The sequence below is a fragment of the Bacillus cereus group sp. BceL062 genome, assembly GCF_051780025.1.
In the GTDB taxonomy this organism is placed as follows: Bacteria; Bacillota; Bacilli; order Bacillales; family Bacillaceae_G; genus Bacillus_A; species Bacillus_A toyonensis.
Genome location: NZ_JBPWGY010000015.1, coordinates 98,983 through 118,926 on the forward strand (window position 1 = coordinate 98,983; position 19,944 = coordinate 118,926).

Here is a 19,944-nt window from a genome sequence, read left to right on the forward strand (position 1 = left end):
TGTGTTAGTATGCTCTATCCCAAATTAACGAATGAACGCCGAGCTTTGGCTTCCAGTGGAATTTTATGAATCGCGACTTTCCATTTTTATTAACGAAACGAAATGTATGAACGTCAAATCCTTGCATCATTCGAAAACTTCTTGGAATTGTACGGTCGGACATAATCCACATCATCATTGCAGCTGATTCTTGATTATTGGCGATGAAGTCCCAAAAAGTATCATGTGCTGTTTGGCCCTGTGGAATTTCATTATGTGGCTCTGGTTTAAGGGCGTGAATAAGATCAGGAAATTTAATACCATCTTGAATGAAGAAAATTGGTATGTTATTTCCTACTAAGTCGAAATTTCCTTCTTCTGTATAAAATTTAACAGCGAATCCTCTAACATCTCGATTCGTTTCATTGGCTCCTTTTGATCCCGCTACTTCAGAAAAACGAACGAAAAGTGGTGTTGTTTTTGAAGGGTTTTGTAGAAAGTGTGCCATTGTTAGCTCTTCTAAAGATTCATATAACTCAAAAATGCCATGTGCTCCGTATCCTCGTGCATGAACGACTCTTTCAGGAATTCGTTCACGATCAAAATGAGAAAGCTTTTCTCGCATAAGAAAATCTTCCAGAAGGGTAGGGCCACGATCACTGGCAGTTAAAGAGTTTTCATCATTTGAAATTTTAACACCTGTATTTGTTGTCATCTCCTTTCCTTCATTTTCGCGTGTAAAGGATTGGAGCTGTTCTGTCTTTTTATTTTTTTTGCCGTCCATATAAAACACCTCCCATAATATACGTATTATTGATTGTAGTTTTTATGCTTGCATATAGTCTGAAGATATTACACTGTTGGTATGATTTTCCTCAAATGTTCGATTTATCTTTGTTTGTCTATGAAAATCATTTATTATAATAAATGGTATTCTTCGAGATATTATTTTGAAGGGGTGTTAAAGTGAAAGAAAGTTTTCTATCATATAAAGAAGAAGAAAGGAATGCAAAAATTTTCTTATGGGTGCTATTTGTTACTGTTACTGCATATCAAATTTTCTATGCAATCGTATTAGAAAATAAATCACTAACGGATAAGGGACATAACATACTATGGCAAGTTATTTGTGGAACAGCAATACTCGGCGTGAATATATATTTAATAAAAAAAGAGAAAGCAAACCTTGTTAAATATACATGTTTATTTGCATACATAGGGATAGAAATGGCTAATATACTTTCGTATATTCTTTATAATAAGGCGGCATTTGATGGGGTAAATATAATAGAAATTATTCTCATTTTCTTTGTACCTATATTTTTAAATAAAAAGTATTTTGTGTTTTTACTTGCTACGATTATAGGGAAATATGTGATTTATTTATTTGTATTAGAGGAAGTAAAAGCGTTTATGTTTCTTATTATGTACACACTTTTATTAATAGCTGCATACATCATTTTAAATCGATTTTTACAATATCTTTCAGCTGTAAAGGAAAGTATTATGATTGCTAGTGAATCACAAAAATTAGCAGTGATCGGAAAAATGGCAGCGACAGTCGGGCATGAAATTAAAAATCCACTTGCTTCGTTAAAAGGATTTACGCAATTACAGCGAGAGAAGCATGAAGATGATCCTATTTATAAACGAATGATTTTTGAAATAGAAAATATGAATAATATGATAAGCGAGTTAATGGAAGTTGCTACATGTAAACCTTCTATTTATGAGAAACATGATGTAGGAGAAATTGTATTACAAGCAGTAAAAACTCTTCGCGAAAAAATGAATGAATCAAATGTTCAACTTATTTCTAATGTGGAAGAAAAAACAGTGGAAGTTGAATGTGATGAACGAAAAATAAGAGGAGTTTTTTTATATGTCATAAATAATGCTCTGGAGGCAATGGAGCAAGGTGGCATTTTAGATTTGCGATTAGAAAATAAAGGGAAAGATTATGTGATGATAAGTATAATCGATAGTGGTTACGGTATTAAGAAGGAAAATTTAGCCCGTGTGACAGAGGCTTTTTATACAACGAAACAAGATAAAATTGGTCTAGGACTTACGGTAGCGGATCGAATTGTTGCCGAGCATCTTGGTGAATTATGCATTGTAAGTGAAAGAGATATTGGAACAAGAATAGACATCATTCTTCCAATGAAGTTTGGAAATTATGAAATCCAAGTGGAAGAAAAGCTAGGAGTTACCATATGAATAAAGGCTATATATTTAAAAATGAAGAAATAAAGGCACTCAAAGTATTTTTAAGCTTATTTTTTATTATATTTTTTGTATATGATCTTGCCTATGAATTTATCGTACCTTTAATAGGGGGAGAACAAGAAGGAGTAGGAAAATTCGAAGATGGTTTAGGTTTATGGCTCTATTTTTGGATGGTGATATTGTTTTGCATCGGCATATATTTTATGAAATGGAAGAATCCATTTGCGGTAAAGTATATCATTTTAATTGGCTATAATGTATTAGATTTTATCCATAATATTATGATTTATTCTGGTAGTGATGCTGAGTTTGATGGTGGAAATATAGTAGAAGGATTTTTCATTTTATTTGCACCAATCTTCGTGAGTAAAAAATATTTTTGGTTAGTTATAGGGATAATTGTTGGAAGGTACGCTCTTATTGGAATCATTATTCAATCTTCTCTCGTTTTAATCCCAATGGCATTATGTAGCGTATTCTCCATTATATGTTGGATTATATTTTTGAGATTCCAGTCTTACATTCGTACGATTGAGATGATGGATAAAGAAATAAAACAAACAGAAAAACTAGCAACTGTTGGAAAAATGGCAACAGTTATTGGCTATAAGATTAGAAGACCTTTAGCAACTTTAAAAAAACTTGTGAATAAACAAGCGAACAAGCATCCCGAGGATAAGATTTATAGCGATATTATGAAGCAAGAGGTAGAACGAATTCATACAATTACTACAGAACTTAGTGGGTTTGAGAAATCTAAATCGATAGAATCAGAAACTCATAACATACAAGAAATTATCGCTTATGTTATTCGGGTTATGGGTAAACCTGCTTTAGAACAAGGGGTGCACATACAAGGTATTTACAGTAAAGACATACCGTCAATTACATGCGACGAAAAACGATTAAAACAAGTATTTTTTAATTTAATCAAAAATGGGATTGAAGCAATGTCAGTTGGTGGAACGATTACGATTAAAGTTACCGTAGAAGATGGAATCGTCGTTCAGGTGAAAGATGAGGGGTGCGGCATTCCAAAAGATAAAATTCCAAAGTTAAATGAAGCTTTTTACACAACGAAAGAAACGGGCACAGGTTTAGGGTTAGTAGTTACAGAAAAAATTATTAAAGACCACAACGGTAAAATGAGCTTTGAAAGTGAAGTTGGAGTTGGAACGACGGTAAAGGTAATGTTGCCGATGTAATGATAAAATATTCGAAAAAGGGAGATTACTTACTTGAGAGCGATCTCCTTTTTTATTCTGTAAAAAATCAATTGGTGTGTGTACCCATCTTCACTAATTAAAGCGTCCTTTTATAACCACCATTTCTCCTGCGGAATTAAAGTAATATCCAAACGAAAGTTCTCTTTAAACCAATCATATATCAATGTCTCTTTCACTAAATATTCAGAGGCAGAGTGCGACACACCGATGAGTGACATATTCGTTGTTTTTACGTAATCCATAATGAGCGAGTATTTATGTCTACCGTAATCATTGTCGATATGGCAATGGATTTCTCCTGCAATATATGCTTCAGCACCTTTTTCTTCTGCTTCGTTCATTAAAGATACGATATCGCCACATCCAGCGATAATTGCAATTTTTTTAATGGAATCGTGTTGTTTACCTTCGAAGTCTGTGTAAGGAATGTGGAAGAGTTTTTTTAGACGTTTTTGGAGTGCTTCTGTTGATGTTTCATCAATTTCACAAATGAGACCGACTGGCTCGCTTTCTGGACCACCGTAAGCAAATCCATCAATTACACTGGCTTGGAGTGCTTTTGCGATTGAAATGCTTGTTCCATACGTTTGATGAAAATCCATTGGTCCGTGACATGTATATATAGAAAGTTGTTTTTCTTTTATCGCCTGCAAATATTTTTCTGGAATGGGAATAAAACCACGGCCTGATTTTCCAAGCGGATCACCGCACTCCATTACAAGTGGATGATGCATAAAGAGTAAATCACCAGGTGTCGATTGTGAAATGAAGGCTTCAAGAACGTCATCTGTAGGGAATACAGCTAAAAATACTTTGTTTACATTTTCAGCCCCTCGTATCATAAGACCGTTAAATAGCTCCACAAAAATAAGACCGTTAAATAGCTCCACAAAAGTTGCTTCAAAAAATTGTTGCCATGGGAATTGGATAGAATCATATACAGCAGGGATAAAGCGACTAAAGGCAATGTCTTTTCCGTATTTTTCGATTTGGAATATATGATTGAGTGATTGTTCTATTTCTTTTAAAGCTGGCATGTTGTGTTATCCTCCTTAAACTAATTCTTACTCTATTAGTTATTTTTGTTTTTCATGGCAAAATAAGAAGCGGATAGGAAACAAATAAAACCTAGAATCCAACCAATAGAAGGAGAATAGGGAAGTATATGTTGTAATATCATTCCGCTAGAAATAAAAAAGCTACCTAATAGGCCTAATAAAATAGGATATCGCTTTAGTTGAGACATCAGTGATAGAACCTCCTTTATCACATACATTGTATATTAGTCTTAATTTTCTGTATACAAAGTTTTAGAAAAAAAGTGGTACAATATATGAATGATACGAGAAGAGGGGATGAACATTAACAGATGTACGTTACTGTAACAGAAGCAGCATATAAAAAAATTATGGATACGATTCCAAATGAAGCGAAATATATAAAATTATTTTACGATAATGAAGGTTGCGGTTGTGTTATGAGCGGAATCATTGATTTAGTAGCTGTAGCTGAAAAAGATGAGCGTGATGTAGATATTGAATCAAGTACACTTAGCTTTATCGCCGATCGTACAAAGCTTGTATTTATGGATGATAAGTTAACGGTTGATTGGCATGAAGGTGGAGGAACTCTTCAGTTGAAAAGCCCGAGCCAGTTTTATAATCCAAATATGAAGTTACATGTTCGAGTATAATAAAGAAAAGACGGTTCCAATATGTTTTTGGAATCGTCTTTTTTATTGCATAAGGTGTTATTATTGCCGTTTTTTGTTGATAAGTAGATATACTTAAAAAATCGCCGATATAATTTCATGTGTCAAAGTAAAGCTCTTGATACAATAAAAAGATTTTTTCACATAATGAAATGTACATATGATTGAATTTTCTGTATAATTTTCTTTGCGGAGGGGATACGCATGAGAAGATGGGGAATTGAGTTATTAATTTTAAGTGTCGTTATGATTTGGGGTATTAACTATACCATTGCAAAATATGGGCTTGTAGAATTTACAGCAATTGAGTTTACTGCTATTCGGATGATGGCGGCGGCACCGTTACTGTTATTGCTTACATTCTTTATTGAAAAGTCGCTTTATGTGGAGCGAAAAGATATACCAAGATTAATCGTTGTTAGTTTTGTAGGTATTGTACTATATCAAACGTTATTTATGGAAACTGTTAAATATACATCCGCTACAAATGCCTCTTTACTCATTTCTATTTCACCTATTTTTACAACTTTATTTGCGGTTTTTTTGAAACAAGAAAAGTTTTCTTCTCGGAAGTTAATTGGTTCTATGATTGCCTTTGTGGGTGCAGCATTAGTTTTAGTAGCGGGGCATTCACTAGCTAGTTCTTTTTACGGGAATGGAATTGGAATGATTACATCAATATGCTGGGGGTTTTATCCTGTTTTAGCAGGGCCATTAATTAAAAAATATTCAGCACTACGTGTTACTGCATGGTCGGCATTAGTTGGAGCAATTCCGCTTTTATTATTAAGTGGTCCACATGTATTTGTCATGCCGTTTCACATTACAAAAGGGATGACACTATTTGCTTTACTATATTCTATTTTCTTTGTAACAGTATTTGGTTTAGTAATGTGGTATATCGGTGTTCAAAAAATTGGGGCATCCCATACGATGGTATATATGTATATTACACCGATTGTAGCAGTTTTATTTGCAGCTATATGGGCAAATGAATCTATTTCATTACAACAAATGATCGGTGGGATAATCATTTTCTTTGGTCTATGGTTTGTAAAATTGGAGAAAGTAAAAGTTCATACTACCGTACAGGAACCTATATCAAAATAGGAAAACAGATCACTTATGATCTGCTTTCCTATTTTTTTATTTTTGGTAAGAAGACGAGAAATAAGATAGCAGTAATAAGTGGAATTAAGTTTAAAAATGGAATACGGAAGAGTGTGATAAGAATAATACCTGGAAGGAGAACACCGAGGACAGCGTAGAAAATACTATGATTTTTCGTGTACCAATATAGCGAAAGTCCAATAAGTGCAGGGACAATGAGGTGAATGAGAGCCATTAAAAAATAAATCATTAGACGCCCCCTTTATTTGTGTATTTATTACATCATATCCGTATGTTCATAGATTGATATCACTTTTTTCATAAATGGACGAAAAATGTTTGGAAAAACGTCACAAATTATAAGAATATGATGTTCGAAATCTTGTATAATATTATTTTCTGAAAACATTTAAACAACATAAACATTGGGTTTATGTTGTTTTTAATTTGAGTGAAGAGAATTTTAAGTAGTATGAACTCGAAAGAAATGAGTTATACAGCTTTTGTTGGATAGATTAAAACTACTGAAGAGGGGTACAGCATGATTAGTATGTCATTAAGATCGTTTAAAATTCAATCGTATTATTTACTAGGTATTCTGCTATTAGGATGGATGTTAACGCCGTTTTCAGCGCATTTTCTAGGTGCAGGAATTGGACTTATCGTAAGTATGTATTGTGTTTGGCTTTTAGGGAGACGAATTGAGAAGCTTGGAGATAGCATTGTAAAGAAAACGAAAGCACCGACGCTCGGTATGTTTAACCGTTTTGCCGCTGCTATTTTGGGTGCTATTATTATGTACGAAATTGAGCACCATATGGTGATGTGGGCTTTTGCAGTAGGGATTATGGGCGGTTATTTCTTAATTGTTGTTAATTTAGGCTACTATAGCATGAAAGATGAGAAAGAATTAACGAAGAGATAAAAAGATAAAAAGATAAAAAGATAAAAAGATAAAAGCTGCTTTTTAGATGGGATAGAGGATCCAGCGGTGGCTAGAAGCGGTTAGAGCCTTTTTTAGTTCCAGGCAGTGTGAGACCAGAAGGATGCAGTAAGTAGGAAAAAAGTTTGTGTGTTTGAATCTGTGATTTATATGTGTGAAAATTTAAGTATATGAATTGTAGATTGTGGTCGGGAATTTTTTAGATGGAATAGAGAATCCGGCGATGGTTAGAAGCGATTAGAGCCTTTTTTAGCTCCGTACTTGTATAAAAAATAGATAGAAAGAAGCTTACGTAAAAACGTAAGCTTCTTTTTTATGTAAGTGTGTGTAACCGTTAAGCCGCATTGGGTTTTGTCGGTGAGTACGCGAAACTTTTCGGTTACACGACACTTATTCATATGAGTAAAGGGTTATTCCAACAGAAAGTTTTAACTTAAGCGATTGGACCGCCTAAGTTAATAATAGCTTCAGAAACGCTGTCGAACTTTTTGAAGTTCTCTTTGAATTCGTTTGCAAGTTCAATTGCTTTTGTTTTGTAAGCAGCTTTATCAGCCCAAGTTTGTTCAGGCATTAATACTTCGTCAGGTACACCTGGTACGTGAAGAGGTACTTCAAGACCGAAGATGTCATGTTTAGCAGTTTCAGCTTTTGCAAGTTCACCGCTTAGTGCTGCTTGAATCATTGCGCGAGTGTAACCTAAGTTCATACGCTTACCAACACCGTATTCGCCACCAGTCCAGCCAGTGTTTACTAAGAATACTTTCGCATCGTGTTTCTCAATTTTTTCACCAAGCATTTCAGCATAGCGAGATGCATCAAGTGGTAAGAATGGTGAACCGAAGCAAGTTGAGAATGTAGCTTGCGGAGATGTAACGCCGCGCTCTGTTCCTGCTAGTTTACTAGTGTAACCACTTAAGAAATGGTACATAGCTTGTTCTTTTGATAACTTACTGATTGGAGGCAATACGCCAGATGCATCAGCAGTTAAGAAAATGATTGTATTTGGATGTCCTGCAACACTTGGCAGCACGATATTGTCAATCGCATGCATAGGGTAGGCAGCACGTGTATTTTCTGTTAAAGTAGTATCGTTATAGTCAGCGATGCGTGTTTGATCATTAATGACAACGTTTTCTAAAACAGATCCAAATTTGATTGCATCAAAGATTTGTGGTTCTTTCTCATGAGAAAGGTTTACACATTTCGCATAGCAACCGCCTTCAATATTGAATACACCGTTATCAGACCAACCATGCTCATCATCACCGATTAATTTACGGTTTGGATCAGCAGATAAAGTTGTTTTACCTGTTCCAGATAAACCGAAGAATAGTGCTACGTCACCTTCTTCACCTACGTTTGCAGAGCAATGCATAGAAAGAATATCTTGTTCAGGTAGTAAGAAGTTCATAATAGAGAAGATTGATTTTTTCATTTCTCCAGCGTATTCTGTACCACCAATTAGTACGATACGTTTTTCGAATGAAACCATGATGAATGCTTCAGAGTTTGTACCGTCAATTACTGGATCTGCTTTAAAGTTCGGTGCAGAAACAATTGTAAACTCTGATTCATGAGTTGTTAATTCTTCTTCAGTTGGACGAATAAATAATTGATGTACAAATAGATTGTGCCATGCATATTCGTTAATAACTTGAATTGGTAGGCGATAGTTGCGATCAGCGCCTGCAAATCCTTTGAAGACGAATAACTCTTCTTTTTCTTTTAAGTATTCTAAAACTTTAGTATATAATTTATTAAAATGTTCTTCAGAAATCGGTTGGTTCACAGCTCCCCAAGCAATTTTGTCAGCAACCGATGCTTCTTTCACAATAAATTTATCTTTAGGAGAACGTCCTGTGTATTTTCCTGTTGAAGCAGAAACTGCACCAGTAGAAGTTAATTTCCCTTCATTTCGCATTAATACTTTTTCCACTAATTGCGGAACACTTAGTTGAATCTGTGCATTGCTTCCGTTCAATAATTCATGTAAACCGATTTGGACATTCACAGTACTCATATTTATATACCATCCTTTTCATTTAATGAAATATTTCTCGTAATCCCCATCAAGAGTATAACACAATTATATAAATAATGTATACTATTTATTTATTTTTGTTTGTGTGAATGTATTATTTCCTTATTAATATTTCATTCCAGGCGTATTGAGAAAAACTTTCAGGAAAATGTGAATATTAATTGACAAATGAATATCATTTCTTTAGTATAGGTTGGGACGGATACTCTCTTATCCCGAGCTGGCGGAGGGACAGGCCCGATGAAGCCCAGCAACCTCACTTGTAGTGGTAAATACATGTGAATAGGTGCTAAAACCTGTGCGAGGCTAATGGTCTCGAACGATAAGAGCAAAGGGCAAAAAGCAGTATGCAAGTAGCAAATTAAACCTTTCCTCTATGTTAAGTAGGAAAGGTTTTTCTGTATGCTTGTGTGGGAGAATAAATGTATGTCGCAGTTTGTGGCAAATTAAGGATGAGTTCCGTACAATATATACAATTACTGTAGGGAGGTTTACCACATGACAAAAAAACGTCATCTGTTCACATCTGAGTCTGTAACTGAAGGACATCCAGATAAAATTTGTGACCAAATTTCTGATTCAATTTTAGATGCGATCTTATCAAAAGACGCAAATGCACGTGTAGCTTGTGAAACAACTGTAACAACTGGTTTAGTATTGGTAGCGGGGGAAATTACGACTTCTACTTACGTAGACATTCCAAAAATCGTTCGTGAAACAATTCAAGGCATTGGTTACACACGCGCAAAATACGGATTCGATGCAGAAACTTGTGCAGTTTTAACATCTATCGATGAGCAATCTGCTGACATCGCTATGGGTGTTGACCAAGCGCTAGAAGCACGCGAAGGTCAAATGACTGACGCTGAGATTGAGGCAATTGGTGCAGGAGACCAAGGTTTAATGTTTGGTTTTGCATGTAATGAAACACAAGAATTAATGCCACTTCCAATCTCGCTTGCTCACAAATTAGCTCGCCGTTTAACTGAAGTACGTAAAGATGACACATTATCATACTTACGTCCGGATGGAAAAACGCAAGTTACAATTGAGTATGATGAAAATGGTAAACCTGTACGTGTAGATACAATTGTAATTTCTACACAGCATCATCCAGATGTTACATGGGAAGAAATCGATCGCGATTTAAAAGAGCATGTAATTAAAGCTGTAGTTCCAGCAGAATTAATGGATGGAGAAACGAAATTCTTCATTAACCCAACTGGCCGCTTCGTAATTGGTGGACCACAAGGTGATGCTGGTTTAACAGGACGTAAAATCATCGTTGATACTTACGGTGGATACGCTCGCCACGGTGGCGGTGCATTCTCTGGTAAAGATGCAACGAAAGTTGACCGTTCTGCAGCATATGCAGCTCGTTATGTTGCGAAAAATATCGTAGCAGCTGGACTTGCTGACAAAGCAGAAGTACAACTTGCATACGCAATTGGCGTAGCACAACCAGTATCAATTTCAGTTGATACATTTGGCACTGGTAAAGTATCTGAAGACGTACTAGTAGAACTAGTTCGTAACAACTTCGATCTTCGCCCAGCTGGTATTATTAAAATGCTAGACTTACGTCGCCCAATTTACAAACAAACAGCAGCTTACGGTCATTTTGGACGTACTGATGTAGATCTTTCATGGGAACGTACAGACAAAGCAGCTACTTTAAAAGAGCAAGCTGGTCTATAATATATGAAAAAAAGCTTTGCGCAGTGAGCGCAAAGCTTTTTTTATTTCGTTTTACTTACAATTTGAATGCATGATTTACAATACACTTCTCCGTCTAGCTCAATATATTTTTTTCATATTAGTCATACCACTTGCTGGAAATGGCATATGAATCCATGATTTTTCATATGTTTGTATTTCTTTTTCACATGATTTACAAATGGTCCGTTTCTTATGTAACATATGCAATCAACCTTTCATTTGACGTGCTTTACCCGCGCAAAAGGCACTGCTTAGTAAAAATAGCGTTGCGAATATAATACTTACTAATGTGGCGTATGGAATTGCTCCTTTTAGAGAAAAACCGACAGTGATGGAAGCAACGAATAAGAGGATGAATGTTGTTGTTAATTTTTTGTATAGTTCCATAATAGGTAGACCTCCGATTTATTTGGTAGTGCAATTTTAAAAACTGAATTCTACTACGTAGAAAATATAAGAAAAGTTAAAGGTTAGCTAATGATGTGAAGTCTAGGGGGATAAGAAAGAATGTTTTTATTTTCCTTTTTGTGGATTACTATACTTATATTGTATCATGATGCATCATCGGCTTCATACATAATTGTGTAAAGATATGTATGATAAAATGAAGAAAAGTCTTTAAGAAAGGAAGAGGAAAAATGAGTGTCAATGAACATAAAAAACAAGCGCCAAAAGAAATGCGTTGCAAGATTGTAACAATTTCCGATACACGTACGGAAGAGACAGATAAGAGCGGACAACTATTACATGAATTGTTAAAAGAAGCAGGCCATACAGTGACTTCTTATGAAATTGTAAAAGATGATCAAGAAAGTATTCAGCAAGCAGTGTTAGCTGGTTATCATAAGGAAGATGTTGATGTTGTATTAACAAATGGTGGTACAGGTATTACGAAACGTGATGTCACAATTGAAGCTGTATCAGCTTTATTAGATAAAGAAATTGTCGGATTTGGTGAGTTGTTCCGCATGATTAGTTATTTAGAAGATATCGGAAGTAGTGCAATGTTAAGTAGAGCGATTGGTGGCACAATTGGGCGAAAAGTTGTCTTTTCAATGCCAGGATCTAGCGGAGCAGTTCGCCTTGCGATGAATAAGTTGATTTTACCGGAGTTAGGTCATATTACATTCGAGCTGCATCGCCAATGAGTAAATGGGCTGGAATTGTATTAGCGGGCGGTATGTCGAGTAGGTTTGGTGAGCCGAAAGCGTTAGCGAGCTGGCAAGGGAGTACGTTTATTGAGCATATTTTGAAAGTGATGACAAGGACGCTCCAAGAGGTTGTAGTCATTAGTCATTCTGATATAAAAGAGCGAGTAGAGCAATTCGTACAAGTTCCTGTTATAGAAGATATTCCGCACTATAAAGGAAACGGTCCACTTGCTGGAATTGTATCAGGAATGGAATATATAGAAGCAGATTGGTACGCTATTATGCCTTGCGATGCGCCAAATGTTTCGCATGAGTGGTTTACTATTTTATTAGAGCAAACGAACAATGAATATGATGCGGTTGTACCTATTATTAATGGAAGAAAACAACCGTTACTTGCAGCGTATCATAACCGTGTGAAAGAAAAGATTTATACTTTACTTCAAGAAGAAAAAAGAAGTATGGGGCAGCTTTTATTACAATGTAATGTGAAATATGTTGCCGGAGAAGATATACAAGCAAATGCAGAATGGTTTATAAATGTAAATACGAAAGATGAATATGCGCAAGCTCAAAAAAACCTTTCAAATGAATGAAAGGTTTTTTGATATACAGAATTGGGAAACAATTGCTGTATAAAGGTATGTGAGTAAGCTGATTTTAAGGGGAATTCTTAAAATCACTATACAGTAAAAATACTGTATAACCATATATTAATTTTTATGGGTTTTTATTACAAGTCTGTTTAGTTATGTTTATTTTTGTTATAATGAATATAGAAATAAAGTGATATTTAACCTTATGTATCATTTATTAAACTAAAATTTGTGTTCGTGTAATAAACTCCCTTCATTTTTTTGAAGGGAGTTTTTGTGTTTAAGCGAGTAATTCTGATGTGGTGTGCTGAAGGACTTCTTCATATTGATTAAGTAAGCCACGAAAAATCTCATCCCAGCTTTTGGATTTCGCATAAGACGAAGCTGCTATTCCCATCTGTATAAGTTTTTCTTCATTTTGTAATAAAGAATAAATGGATGATAGAAATGCATCCGCATCTTTTGGTGGACAAAGAACTCCCGTTTTTCCATCTGTAATAATATTTTTAACTCCGCCACTATTTGCACCAATGACAGGGGTACCACATGCAAGTGATTCGAGTACGACATTTCCAAACGTTTCAGTAGCTGATGGAAATACCATTATGTTAGAACAAGCATATGCTTCAGCTAAATCTTCACCTTGTAAATAGCCAGTAAAAGTGACATTTGTTTTCGAGACAGATTCACATAAGTTTGCTGCTAGAGGACCATCTCCGGCGATGAGCCAATGAATGTCGTTGCGAGTATGCGCGGATTTAACGATAAGGTCTTGCAACGTATCAATATCTTTTTCAGGAGCAATCCGTCCAACATAGGAAAGGACATACTTCGCTGTAATATTATATTTTTTTCGGAATAGGTCTGTATTATAAGCTGGATGAAAGAGTGTGCAATCTACACCACGTCCCCAAATAGAGAGGGACTGAAACCCTTTATTTTTTAGTTGATGTAATGTTTCAGAGGAAGGAACAAAATTCTTTTGCATATGACTATGAAACCATTTTAAATAGTTCCAAAGCATATTAGAGAGGAATTCGATTTTGTAATAGCGTAAATAGGCATCGAAATCAGTATGATAAGAACCGACAACTGGAATGTTTAACTTTTTTGCATAATACAATCCACAAAGTCCCATGTTGAAAGGTGTAGCAATGTGAATCATATCAGGTTTAAAGGTAAGAAGTTCCCGTTTAATGCGCGGAGTAGGAAAAGAAAAGCGGCATTCTGGATATAATATTGTTAACGGGATACTTCTCATTTTGTTCACATTTGCTACGAAATTATCTTCAGCGGTATGCTGAGGGGCGAAAACAGAATAGGCGATATTTTCTTTTTGAAAGTAACGTGTTAATCGCTCTAATGTTTTCGCAACCCCATTGATTTGTGGTGTAAAAGTATCGGTAAATATGGCGACTCTCATCATATCACTCCTTTACGTGAAGAGTGGGATGCATTGATAAAAAGAGATGATGCCAGAGCAAGTGCCGAGGCACATACCAACGAATACATCTGACGGATAGTGAAGCCCTAAATAAATGCGAGAAATCCCGACGCATAATGCTAACGGTAATAGAAAAACAAGTAAGCTTGGATTATAGCAAATAAATGGAATGAACACAGAGAAAACAGCCGTTGTATGACCAGACGGGAAAGAGTGGTCTTTTAATGGATGGACTGGATATTTTGCATCCTGAATTGTTAAATAAGGACGTTTTCGTGGATAATATCTTTTTAATATTTGCACAGGAATATGGCTAATTGCTAAAGAAATAGCAGTTGCAATTGCAGCTTGATGCAAAGTCCCTTTTGCGAAAATTAAAAAGAAAAGTGTGAGTGCAATGGAGAAAGTGGCACCACCAATATGAGTAATATTGCTGAAAAAGATATTTAATGTTTTTTGATCAAAGTAGCGATTAATTCCTTTGAAAATGTAACATTCTATTTTATATAATCCACTGACCTTCATGAAAATTATCCTCCCTCATCTACATATATATGGAGATATTTGCTTCTATTTTAATAAGATTTTGTTGAGGGAATAATAATGTTTTGTAAAGAAAAAGTTAGTTTTTATAAAGTGAAACTTTAATCAGTGGGGATTCTGTTCATCCACCACTGATTATTAGCCTTCACCAATCGGGATGAAAAAAGCTGCCAATCTTATGGCAGCAGGAAAATTATTTTTGTAATGATTTATAGTATTGACCTTTTTCAACGTATTGTGTGCGAATTCGTTCCATGTCTTTACGGTCTTCTTCTGTTAATTCACGAATGACTTTCGCTGGGCGACCGAACGCTAACGTATTTGGTGGAATTTTCTTCCCTTGTGAAACGAGACTCCCAGCCCCGATAAAGGCTCCTTCACCAATTTCAGCACCATCTAATATAATAGATCCCATTCCAATTAAAGCATCTTTTTTAATGTGACAGCTATGTAAAATAACTTGATGTCCAACTGTAACGTCATCTTCTAAAATAAGAGGATACTGAGGGCTTTGATGGAGTGTACATTGATCTTGTACATTTACCCGGTCTCCAATTATAGTCGGTGATACGTCACCTCGGATGACTGTATTAAACCAAATACTTGCTTCTTCACCAATGGAAACATCGCCTGTAATCGTAACATAGTCAGCGATAAAAGCACTACTCGAAATTTTTGGTTTTTTTTCTTTATAAGGATATATCATGTAAAGCCTTCCTTTCCTAGAGACTAGTTTTAGTGTATCAAATTATGAAAAAGAGTGAAATGGAGGAGGTCTGTATGTGGAATTATGAAGCGGAGGAAGCGAAAGCTGTAGTCGTTATTGTACACGGCGCAATGGAATATCACGGACGCTACGAAGCGGTCGCGGAAATGTGGAATCATATTGGCTACCACGTCGTGATGGGAGACCTTCCGTCACATGGAACGACTTCGAGAAATAGAGGACATATTGATTCATTTGATGAATACATAGAAGAAGTTAAATTATGGGTGAAAGAAGCAAGAAAATATCGGGTACCTATTTTTCTATTCGGTCATAGTATGGGCGGTCTTATCGTGATTCGTATGATGCAAGAAACGAAGAGAGAAGATATAGATGGTATCATTTTAAGTTCGCCATGTTTAGGCGTATTAGCTGCACCTGCTGCTCCACTTCGAGCGGCTTCAAAAATATTAAATGTTGTTGCACCAAAATTGCAATTTGCAACGAATCTTACAGTGGAAATGTCGACACGTAATCATGAAGTGAGAGATGCGATGGAGAATGATTCTTTGTTCTTGCGCAAAGTGTCAGTACGTTGGTATAGTGAATTAATTAAGTCTATTGAAATTGCTCATAAAAAAATAGACGAGTTTCCAGACGTTCCACTCTTGCTAATGCAAGCATGTGAGGATAAACTTGTAGATAAAACACGTGTCCGCATGTGGTTTGATAATGTTAAAATAAGTGATAAGGCATATAAAGAATGGCCTAATTGTTATCATGAATTATTAAATGAGTATGAGCGTGATGAAATTTTGAATTATATTCAGGCATTTACTGAAATACGTATCAATAACATAATAGAAACAAATAAGTAAATTATTTGTACAATGAATAGAGGAGATGAAGGAAGAAGTGAACGTACCGAGTAATCCCATAACGCTCATGGCGAAAGTATACCGTGATGTGTTTCCGGTTGTACACCATGAGCTAGCGATGTGGAAAGAGCGTGCCTACCATATTCCGAATGATGAGCTTCATAGTCAGGCAATCGCAAGTATTGAGCATAAAACGTTTCATTGCGAGGGCGGTGGCATTTTAGCGCTATTAGCAAATGAACACCGAGAGGAATGTATTCGTTTTATCGTAGCGTATCAAACGATTAGCGACTATTTAGATAATTTATGTGATCGCAGTACATCACTTGATCCGAACGATTTTGCCGCGCTGCATGAATCCATGTTAATGGCATTATCACCTGAAGTAGAAGGTGGCGGTAATTATTATCGTTATCGTGATGATCAAGATGATGGTGGTTATTTAGATGAACTTGTTGAAACGTGCCAAGATGTTTTAAAGAAAACGAAGCACTATGATAAAATTGCTCCTGTTCTTCATGAACTAGCTTGTTATTATTGTGATTTACAAATTCATAAACACGTGAAGTTAGAAGAAAGAGAACCACGTTTAAAGACATGGTTTGAAGCACATAAAGAAAACTTACCCGAGATGAGCTGGTTTGAATTTTCAGCATGTGCCGGTTCTACGCTTGGAATCTTCTGTCTTGTAGCATATGCATTTCATGATGAATTACATGATGAAGATATTGCGAAAATTAGACAAGGGTACTTCCCTTACGTACAAGGACTTCATATTTTACTTGATTATTTTATCGATCAAGAAGAAGACCGTATAGGCGGAGATTTGAATTTCTGTAGTTATTACGAAAACGAGCAAGCTATATTAGATCGCATGAAACATTTTGTAGAAGAAGCAGAGAACAGCATTGGTGATTTGCCTCATGCGAAGTTTCATCGTCTTATTAGCCGAGGGTTACTTGGTATTTATTTATCAGATCAAAAAGTATCAGCACAAAAGAATATGCACAAAATGGCACGGCGCATTGTAAAATACGGAGGGCTTACTTCACGATTCTTCTATTGGAACGGGAAGTTGTACCGAAAGAAAATGGCGCAGTGATGAAGAAAACCACTCTTGTAGAGTGGTTTTCTTGTTATAATATGGGAAAGAGGTGGTGGAAATGAAGAGAGTGTTTCAAAGGGTATATGACCATATGGAAGTAACATTACTCGTGCTACTTTCCATTTCATTTGTAACTGGAACGTATATGATGATGAATAAAGCCGGCGGTCCTACAACGATGGCTTATGTGGCTCAAGTTATCATTGCATTGATTATTATAGTAGACATTGTCTTTTTAATAAGTGGTAGAAAAAAAGAAAATAGTAAATAAAAAGCATTTGTACACGGGGGTACAAATGCTTTTTATTATGATCGTATTTTTGAAAATACATATATAAGAAGTTCAATTGCGAAAATAACTAAAACAGATAGTCCGAATAAAGGCATGACAGCGCCTAATATAACCATCATGATAAAGAAAACGAATATACTTTTCTTATCTCTCTGCTTTGGAGGTGCTGCTAATTTTCCTTTCGGCTTTCTTGCTAACCACATTTTTACTCCGTAATAAATAAGAAATAATAGAGATAATGTCGTTAGTAAGCATAATATTTTATTTGGCCATCCGAATAAATGTCCTTCGTGAAGCGGGATACCGTAAGTGAACCATTGTGCAAATAAGCCATAATCACGATAGTCCGTTTTTGAAATGAGTTCTCCGCTATATTGATCAAAGTAAGCTGTTATCTCTTCATTTGGTGCAACATGCATACCTGTAATACCAGAACCGCTCGATTTCGAAACAGTGAATACACCTTTTGGATCAGCTGGTAGTGAGATAACATATGGCTTTTTTATTTCAATTCCTTTTTGTAATGTATCAACTGAAATTGCCTTTGGCTCATTCGAATTAGATTCAGGAGGAGCTTCTTTTCTTGTTGCCCACGGCAATTCTTTTACCTTGGATTCAGGCGGTGCCATATACAACTTTGGATATCCGATTGATTCATTCGACGCTGCGATTTTATAAATTTGGTTGCCCATAAACCCTGACCATGGCAAGCCAGATGCGACTAGCAGAACGAGAGGAATTGTAAATATAATACCGATAATAGAATGACGTCGTTTTGCTTTTTCTCGCTTATTGGATGCCGGTGTGTTTTTGAACTGGCGTATACTCATGTACAACCCAGTCACAATTAAGAAGATTGTCCAACATGCCGCAAGTTCTACAATATAGTTAACGACAGTGCCACCAACTAAAAGAGAACTATGTAATTCCCTCATTATATTGGCAAACGTTTCACTTGCGTTTTGATCTCCGACAATTTGATTATTACTATCTAAATACACATATTTTTGTTGCCCAGTATACTCATTTGCGATCGTAAGTCTCGTATTATAATCCCCATTAAACTCACTAATTTTCGCCACACTATAATGTGGATATTTTTTCTCAGTTAAGGAAATAGAATCAGACATCGAAATAGATACTGTTTGGGCGCTCTTCCCAAAATATAAATCTTTATAGATGAAATCTTCAACCTCTTCCCGAAATAAATACCCAATTCCGCTCAGTGACAAAGTAATAAGAAGCGGCGTAATAAAAAGCCCAGCATAAAAATGCCAACGCCAAAAAATGTAATGAAGCGAACGATTTTGTTTCATACTTTCAGTTCCCCTAACCTTCCCTATATGAATAACTACTTATTTAATATAGCGAGATTAAGTGTGGATACTTTGAAAGAATTGTGAAGAAAGTTAAAAGTTTTGGGGATTTTTAGCAAACAAAAAACACATTTTAAAAGGGCTGTTTTCTATGTTTATGAAGATCTCTTAGTATTTGATAGATACATCCTAACAACCGCCTCAGCAAGACATTGAGCAGAATCCACAAAATCCTCACTCGCCACAACATTCAAATCAGTACATGCGATAATAGCAGTATCTATTTCATCTTTTAATTGTAAAACGAGCGCGCTCCATAATTTGCGGGCTTCTTCAACTTCTCCGCTTTTAATACAAGTAATAATTTGATTAATCATCTTTTGCCATTTTTCATTATGGAGGTATTCTATATTACGTTTTGCAATCCCGTCTTGGTAAATTCCAGCTTGAACAGTCGCTTCTGTTGCGAGAAGAGCGACTCTTTTTACAGTTTCAGGAATTGTTCGTAACGTCTCATCGACTATATTCAAAATTGGAATAGAAAGAGAATGCTGTAATTCTTCAAAATAAAGATGCGCTGTATTGCACGGCATAGCAATAAAGTCTACACCAGCACTTTCGAGTTTTTGTGCTCCTTCAATAATCGCTTTTTTCATCGCTTCGTGATCGATAGGACGATCCATGTAAAACGGTGTTGGGCAAGAATAAATCATCATATGAGGAAAGTCCATATCATGTTTTGCTCCGTATATTGTTTGGCACTCTGCTACAACTGTATCGACGAATGGCCCAGTTGATTTTGGCCCCATTCCTGCTAGTATTCCAATCATTTTTTCGTCTCCTTTAACATTGTATATATCCATTATATAGGAGAATAACAAAAAGACGTGCAGTGAGTGCACGTCTTTTTTTGTTATGTTTTGTCGAACAATTGATATATCCAAGAAATCGTTGA

20 protein-coding genes, 2 pseudogenes and 1 riboswitch are annotated in these 19,944 nt (G+C 35.7%); of the genes and pseudogenes, 11 read left to right on the forward strand and 11 right to left on the reverse strand.

What is annotated here, in order from left to right:
- Window positions 1–10: 10 nt before the first annotated feature.
- Window positions 11–763, reverse strand: a pseudogene (locus tag ACS2MN_RS27120) (catalase); the annotation flags it as partial.
- A gap of 182 nt (window positions 764–945) precedes the next feature.
- Between ACS2MN_RS27120 and ACS2MN_RS27125 the strand changes: the two are divergent.
- Both ACS2MN_RS27125 and ACS2MN_RS27130 read left to right on the forward strand, forming a co-directional pair.
- Window positions 946–2,199 (forward strand): ATP-binding protein, encoded by a 1,254-nt coding sequence (locus ACS2MN_RS27125; protein WP_000664870.1) that lies wholly within the window; start codon window positions 946–948, stop codon window positions 2,197–2,199.
- The gene (locus ACS2MN_RS27130) at window positions 2,196–3,413 is read left to right on the forward strand and encodes an ATP-binding protein (RefSeq protein ID WP_001032642.1); all 1,218 of its coding nucleotides are present in this window, start codon (window positions 2,196–2,198) and stop codon (window positions 3,411–3,413) included. Before ACS2MN_RS27125 ends, ACS2MN_RS27130 begins: the two co-directional genes overlap by 4 nt.
- Window positions 3,414–3,523: 110 nt before the next feature.
- Here ACS2MN_RS27130 and ACS2MN_RS27135 read toward each other — a convergent pair whose 3' ends face one another.
- The gene (locus ACS2MN_RS27135) at window positions 3,524–4,471 is read right to left on the reverse strand and encodes a Nif3-like dinuclear metal center hexameric protein (protein WP_346994437.1); all 948 of its coding nucleotides are present in this window, start codon (window positions 4,469–4,471) and stop codon (window positions 3,524–3,526) included.
- Between the two features lie 332 nt (window positions 4,472–4,803).
- Here ACS2MN_RS27135 and ACS2MN_RS27140 point away from each other — a divergent pair, with 332 nt between their 5' ends.
- On the forward strand, window positions 4,804–5,127 hold the full coding sequence (locus tag ACS2MN_RS27140; RefSeq protein ID WP_000289564.1) for an iron-sulfur cluster biosynthesis family protein: 324 nt from the start codon (window positions 4,804–4,806) through the stop codon (window positions 5,125–5,127).
- Between the two features lie 222 nt (window positions 5,128–5,349).
- On the forward strand, window positions 5,350–6,255 hold the full coding sequence (locus tag ACS2MN_RS27145) for a DMT family transporter (protein WP_001255425.1): 906 nt from the start codon (window positions 5,350–5,352) through the stop codon (window positions 6,253–6,255).
- A 28-nt stretch (window positions 6,256–6,283) separates the two neighbouring features.
- Here ACS2MN_RS27145 and ACS2MN_RS27150 read toward each other — a convergent pair whose 3' ends face one another.
- Window positions 6,284–6,505, reverse strand: coding sequence for a hypothetical protein (locus ACS2MN_RS27150; RefSeq protein ID WP_000639048.1), 222 nt, complete (start codon window positions 6,503–6,505; stop codon window positions 6,284–6,286).
- A gap of 291 nt (window positions 6,506–6,796) precedes the next feature.
- Between ACS2MN_RS27150 and ACS2MN_RS27155 the strand changes: the two genes are divergently transcribed.
- Window positions 6,797–7,180: an ATP synthase subunit I gene (locus tag ACS2MN_RS27155; protein WP_000624935.1), complete on the forward strand. Its 384-nt coding sequence runs from the start codon at window positions 6,797–6,799 to the stop codon at window positions 7,178–7,180.
- A gap of 451 nt (window positions 7,181–7,631) precedes the next feature.
- On the opposite strand, the gene pckA is transcribed toward ACS2MN_RS27155, so the two are convergent.
- On the reverse strand, window positions 7,632–9,218 hold the full coding sequence (gene pckA / locus ACS2MN_RS27160; RefSeq protein ID WP_000108810.1) for a phosphoenolpyruvate carboxykinase (ATP): 1,587 nt from the start codon (window positions 9,216–9,218) through the stop codon (window positions 7,632–7,634).
- 228 nt (window positions 9,219–9,446) lie between these two features.
- Window positions 9,447–9,568: riboswitch (SAM riboswitch) on the forward strand.
- Window positions 9,569–9,737: 169 nt separating this feature from the next.
- Here pckA and metK point away from each other — a divergent pair.
- Complete coding sequence (metK, locus tag ACS2MN_RS27165; RefSeq protein ID WP_000163114.1) at window positions 9,738–10,937, forward strand: methionine adenosyltransferase; 1,200 nt, start codon at window positions 9,738–9,740, stop codon at window positions 10,935–10,937.
- Window positions 10,938–10,978: 41 nt separating this feature from the next.
- Here the strand turns inward: metK and ACS2MN_RS27170 are convergent.
- Window positions 10,979–11,159 (reverse strand): annotated as a pseudogene (locus ACS2MN_RS27170) (hypothetical protein).
- 6 nt (window positions 11,160–11,165) lie between these two features.
- On the reverse strand, window positions 11,166–11,345 hold the full coding sequence (locus ACS2MN_RS27175) for a hypothetical protein (protein ID WP_000424805.1): 180 nt from the start codon (window positions 11,343–11,345) through the stop codon (window positions 11,166–11,168).
- 251 nt (window positions 11,346–11,596) lie between these two features.
- Between ACS2MN_RS27175 and ACS2MN_RS27180 the strand changes: the two genes are divergently transcribed.
- A complete protein-coding gene (locus tag ACS2MN_RS27180) occupies window positions 11,597–12,106 on the forward strand; it encodes a MogA/MoaB family molybdenum cofactor biosynthesis protein (RefSeq protein WP_000115580.1) in 510 nt (169 codons plus the stop codon).
- Window positions 12,103–12,705, forward strand: coding sequence for a molybdenum cofactor guanylyltransferase (locus tag ACS2MN_RS27185; protein ID WP_000049465.1), 603 nt, complete (start codon window positions 12,103–12,105; stop codon window positions 12,703–12,705). Before ACS2MN_RS27180 ends, ACS2MN_RS27185 begins: the two co-directional genes overlap by 4 nt.
- 280 nt (window positions 12,706–12,985) lie before the next feature.
- Here the strand turns inward: ACS2MN_RS27185 and ACS2MN_RS27190 are convergent, their stop codons facing one another.
- The 3 genes from ACS2MN_RS27190 to ACS2MN_RS27200 all read right to left on the reverse strand — a co-directional run bounded on the left by ACS2MN_RS27190 (window position 12,986) and on the right by ACS2MN_RS27200 (window position 15,398).
- Entirely contained in the window at window positions 12,986–14,128 is a 1,143-nt protein-coding gene (locus ACS2MN_RS27190) for a glycosyltransferase family 4 protein (RefSeq protein ID WP_001261594.1), read from the reverse strand.
- 12 nt (window positions 14,129–14,140) lie between these two features.
- Window positions 14,141–14,674 carry a phosphatase PAP2 family protein gene (locus tag ACS2MN_RS27195; RefSeq protein ID WP_000868586.1) on the reverse strand — a complete coding sequence of 178 codons (534 nt, stop codon included), beginning with the start codon at window positions 14,672–14,674 and terminating at the stop codon, window positions 14,141–14,143.
- Window positions 14,675–14,885: 211 nt separating this feature from the next.
- Window positions 14,886–15,398 carry a gamma carbonic anhydrase gene (locus ACS2MN_RS27200; RefSeq protein WP_000640192.1) on the reverse strand — a complete coding sequence of 171 codons (513 nt, stop codon included), beginning with the start codon at window positions 15,396–15,398 and terminating at the stop codon, window positions 14,886–14,888.
- A gap of 74 nt (window positions 15,399–15,472) precedes the next feature.
- On the opposite strand from ACS2MN_RS27200, the gene ACS2MN_RS27205 reads away from it, so the two are divergent.
- The 3 genes from ACS2MN_RS27205 (at window position 15,473) to ACS2MN_RS27215 (ending at window position 17,652) form a co-directional block, all read left to right on the forward strand.
- Complete coding sequence (locus ACS2MN_RS27205; RefSeq protein ID WP_000267436.1) at window positions 15,473–16,276, forward strand: alpha/beta hydrolase; 804 nt, start codon at window positions 15,473–15,475, stop codon at window positions 16,274–16,276.
- A 37-nt stretch (window positions 16,277–16,313) separates the two neighbouring features.
- Window positions 16,314–17,378 carry a tetraprenyl-beta-curcumene synthase family protein gene (locus ACS2MN_RS27210; protein WP_001102465.1) on the forward strand — a complete coding sequence of 355 codons (1,065 nt, stop codon included), beginning with the start codon at window positions 16,314–16,316 and terminating at the stop codon, window positions 17,376–17,378.
- A 61-nt stretch (window positions 17,379–17,439) separates the two neighbouring features.
- Window positions 17,440–17,652, forward strand: a complete 213-nt coding sequence (locus ACS2MN_RS27215; protein WP_000832126.1) for a hypothetical protein — start codon at window positions 17,440–17,442, stop codon at window positions 17,650–17,652.
- Between the two features lie 35 nt (window positions 17,653–17,687).
- On the opposite strand, the gene ACS2MN_RS27220 is transcribed toward ACS2MN_RS27215, so the two are convergent.
- Window positions 17,688–18,989 (reverse strand): PepSY-associated TM helix domain-containing protein, encoded by a 1,302-nt coding sequence (locus ACS2MN_RS27220; RefSeq protein WP_087950975.1) that lies wholly within the window; start codon window positions 18,987–18,989, stop codon window positions 17,688–17,690.
- 155 nt (window positions 18,990–19,144) lie between these two features.
- Window positions 19,145–19,819, reverse strand: a complete 675-nt coding sequence (locus ACS2MN_RS27225; RefSeq protein WP_098709773.1) for an aspartate/glutamate racemase family protein — start codon at window positions 19,817–19,819, stop codon at window positions 19,145–19,147.
- Window positions 19,820–19,944 lie beyond the last annotated feature (125 nt).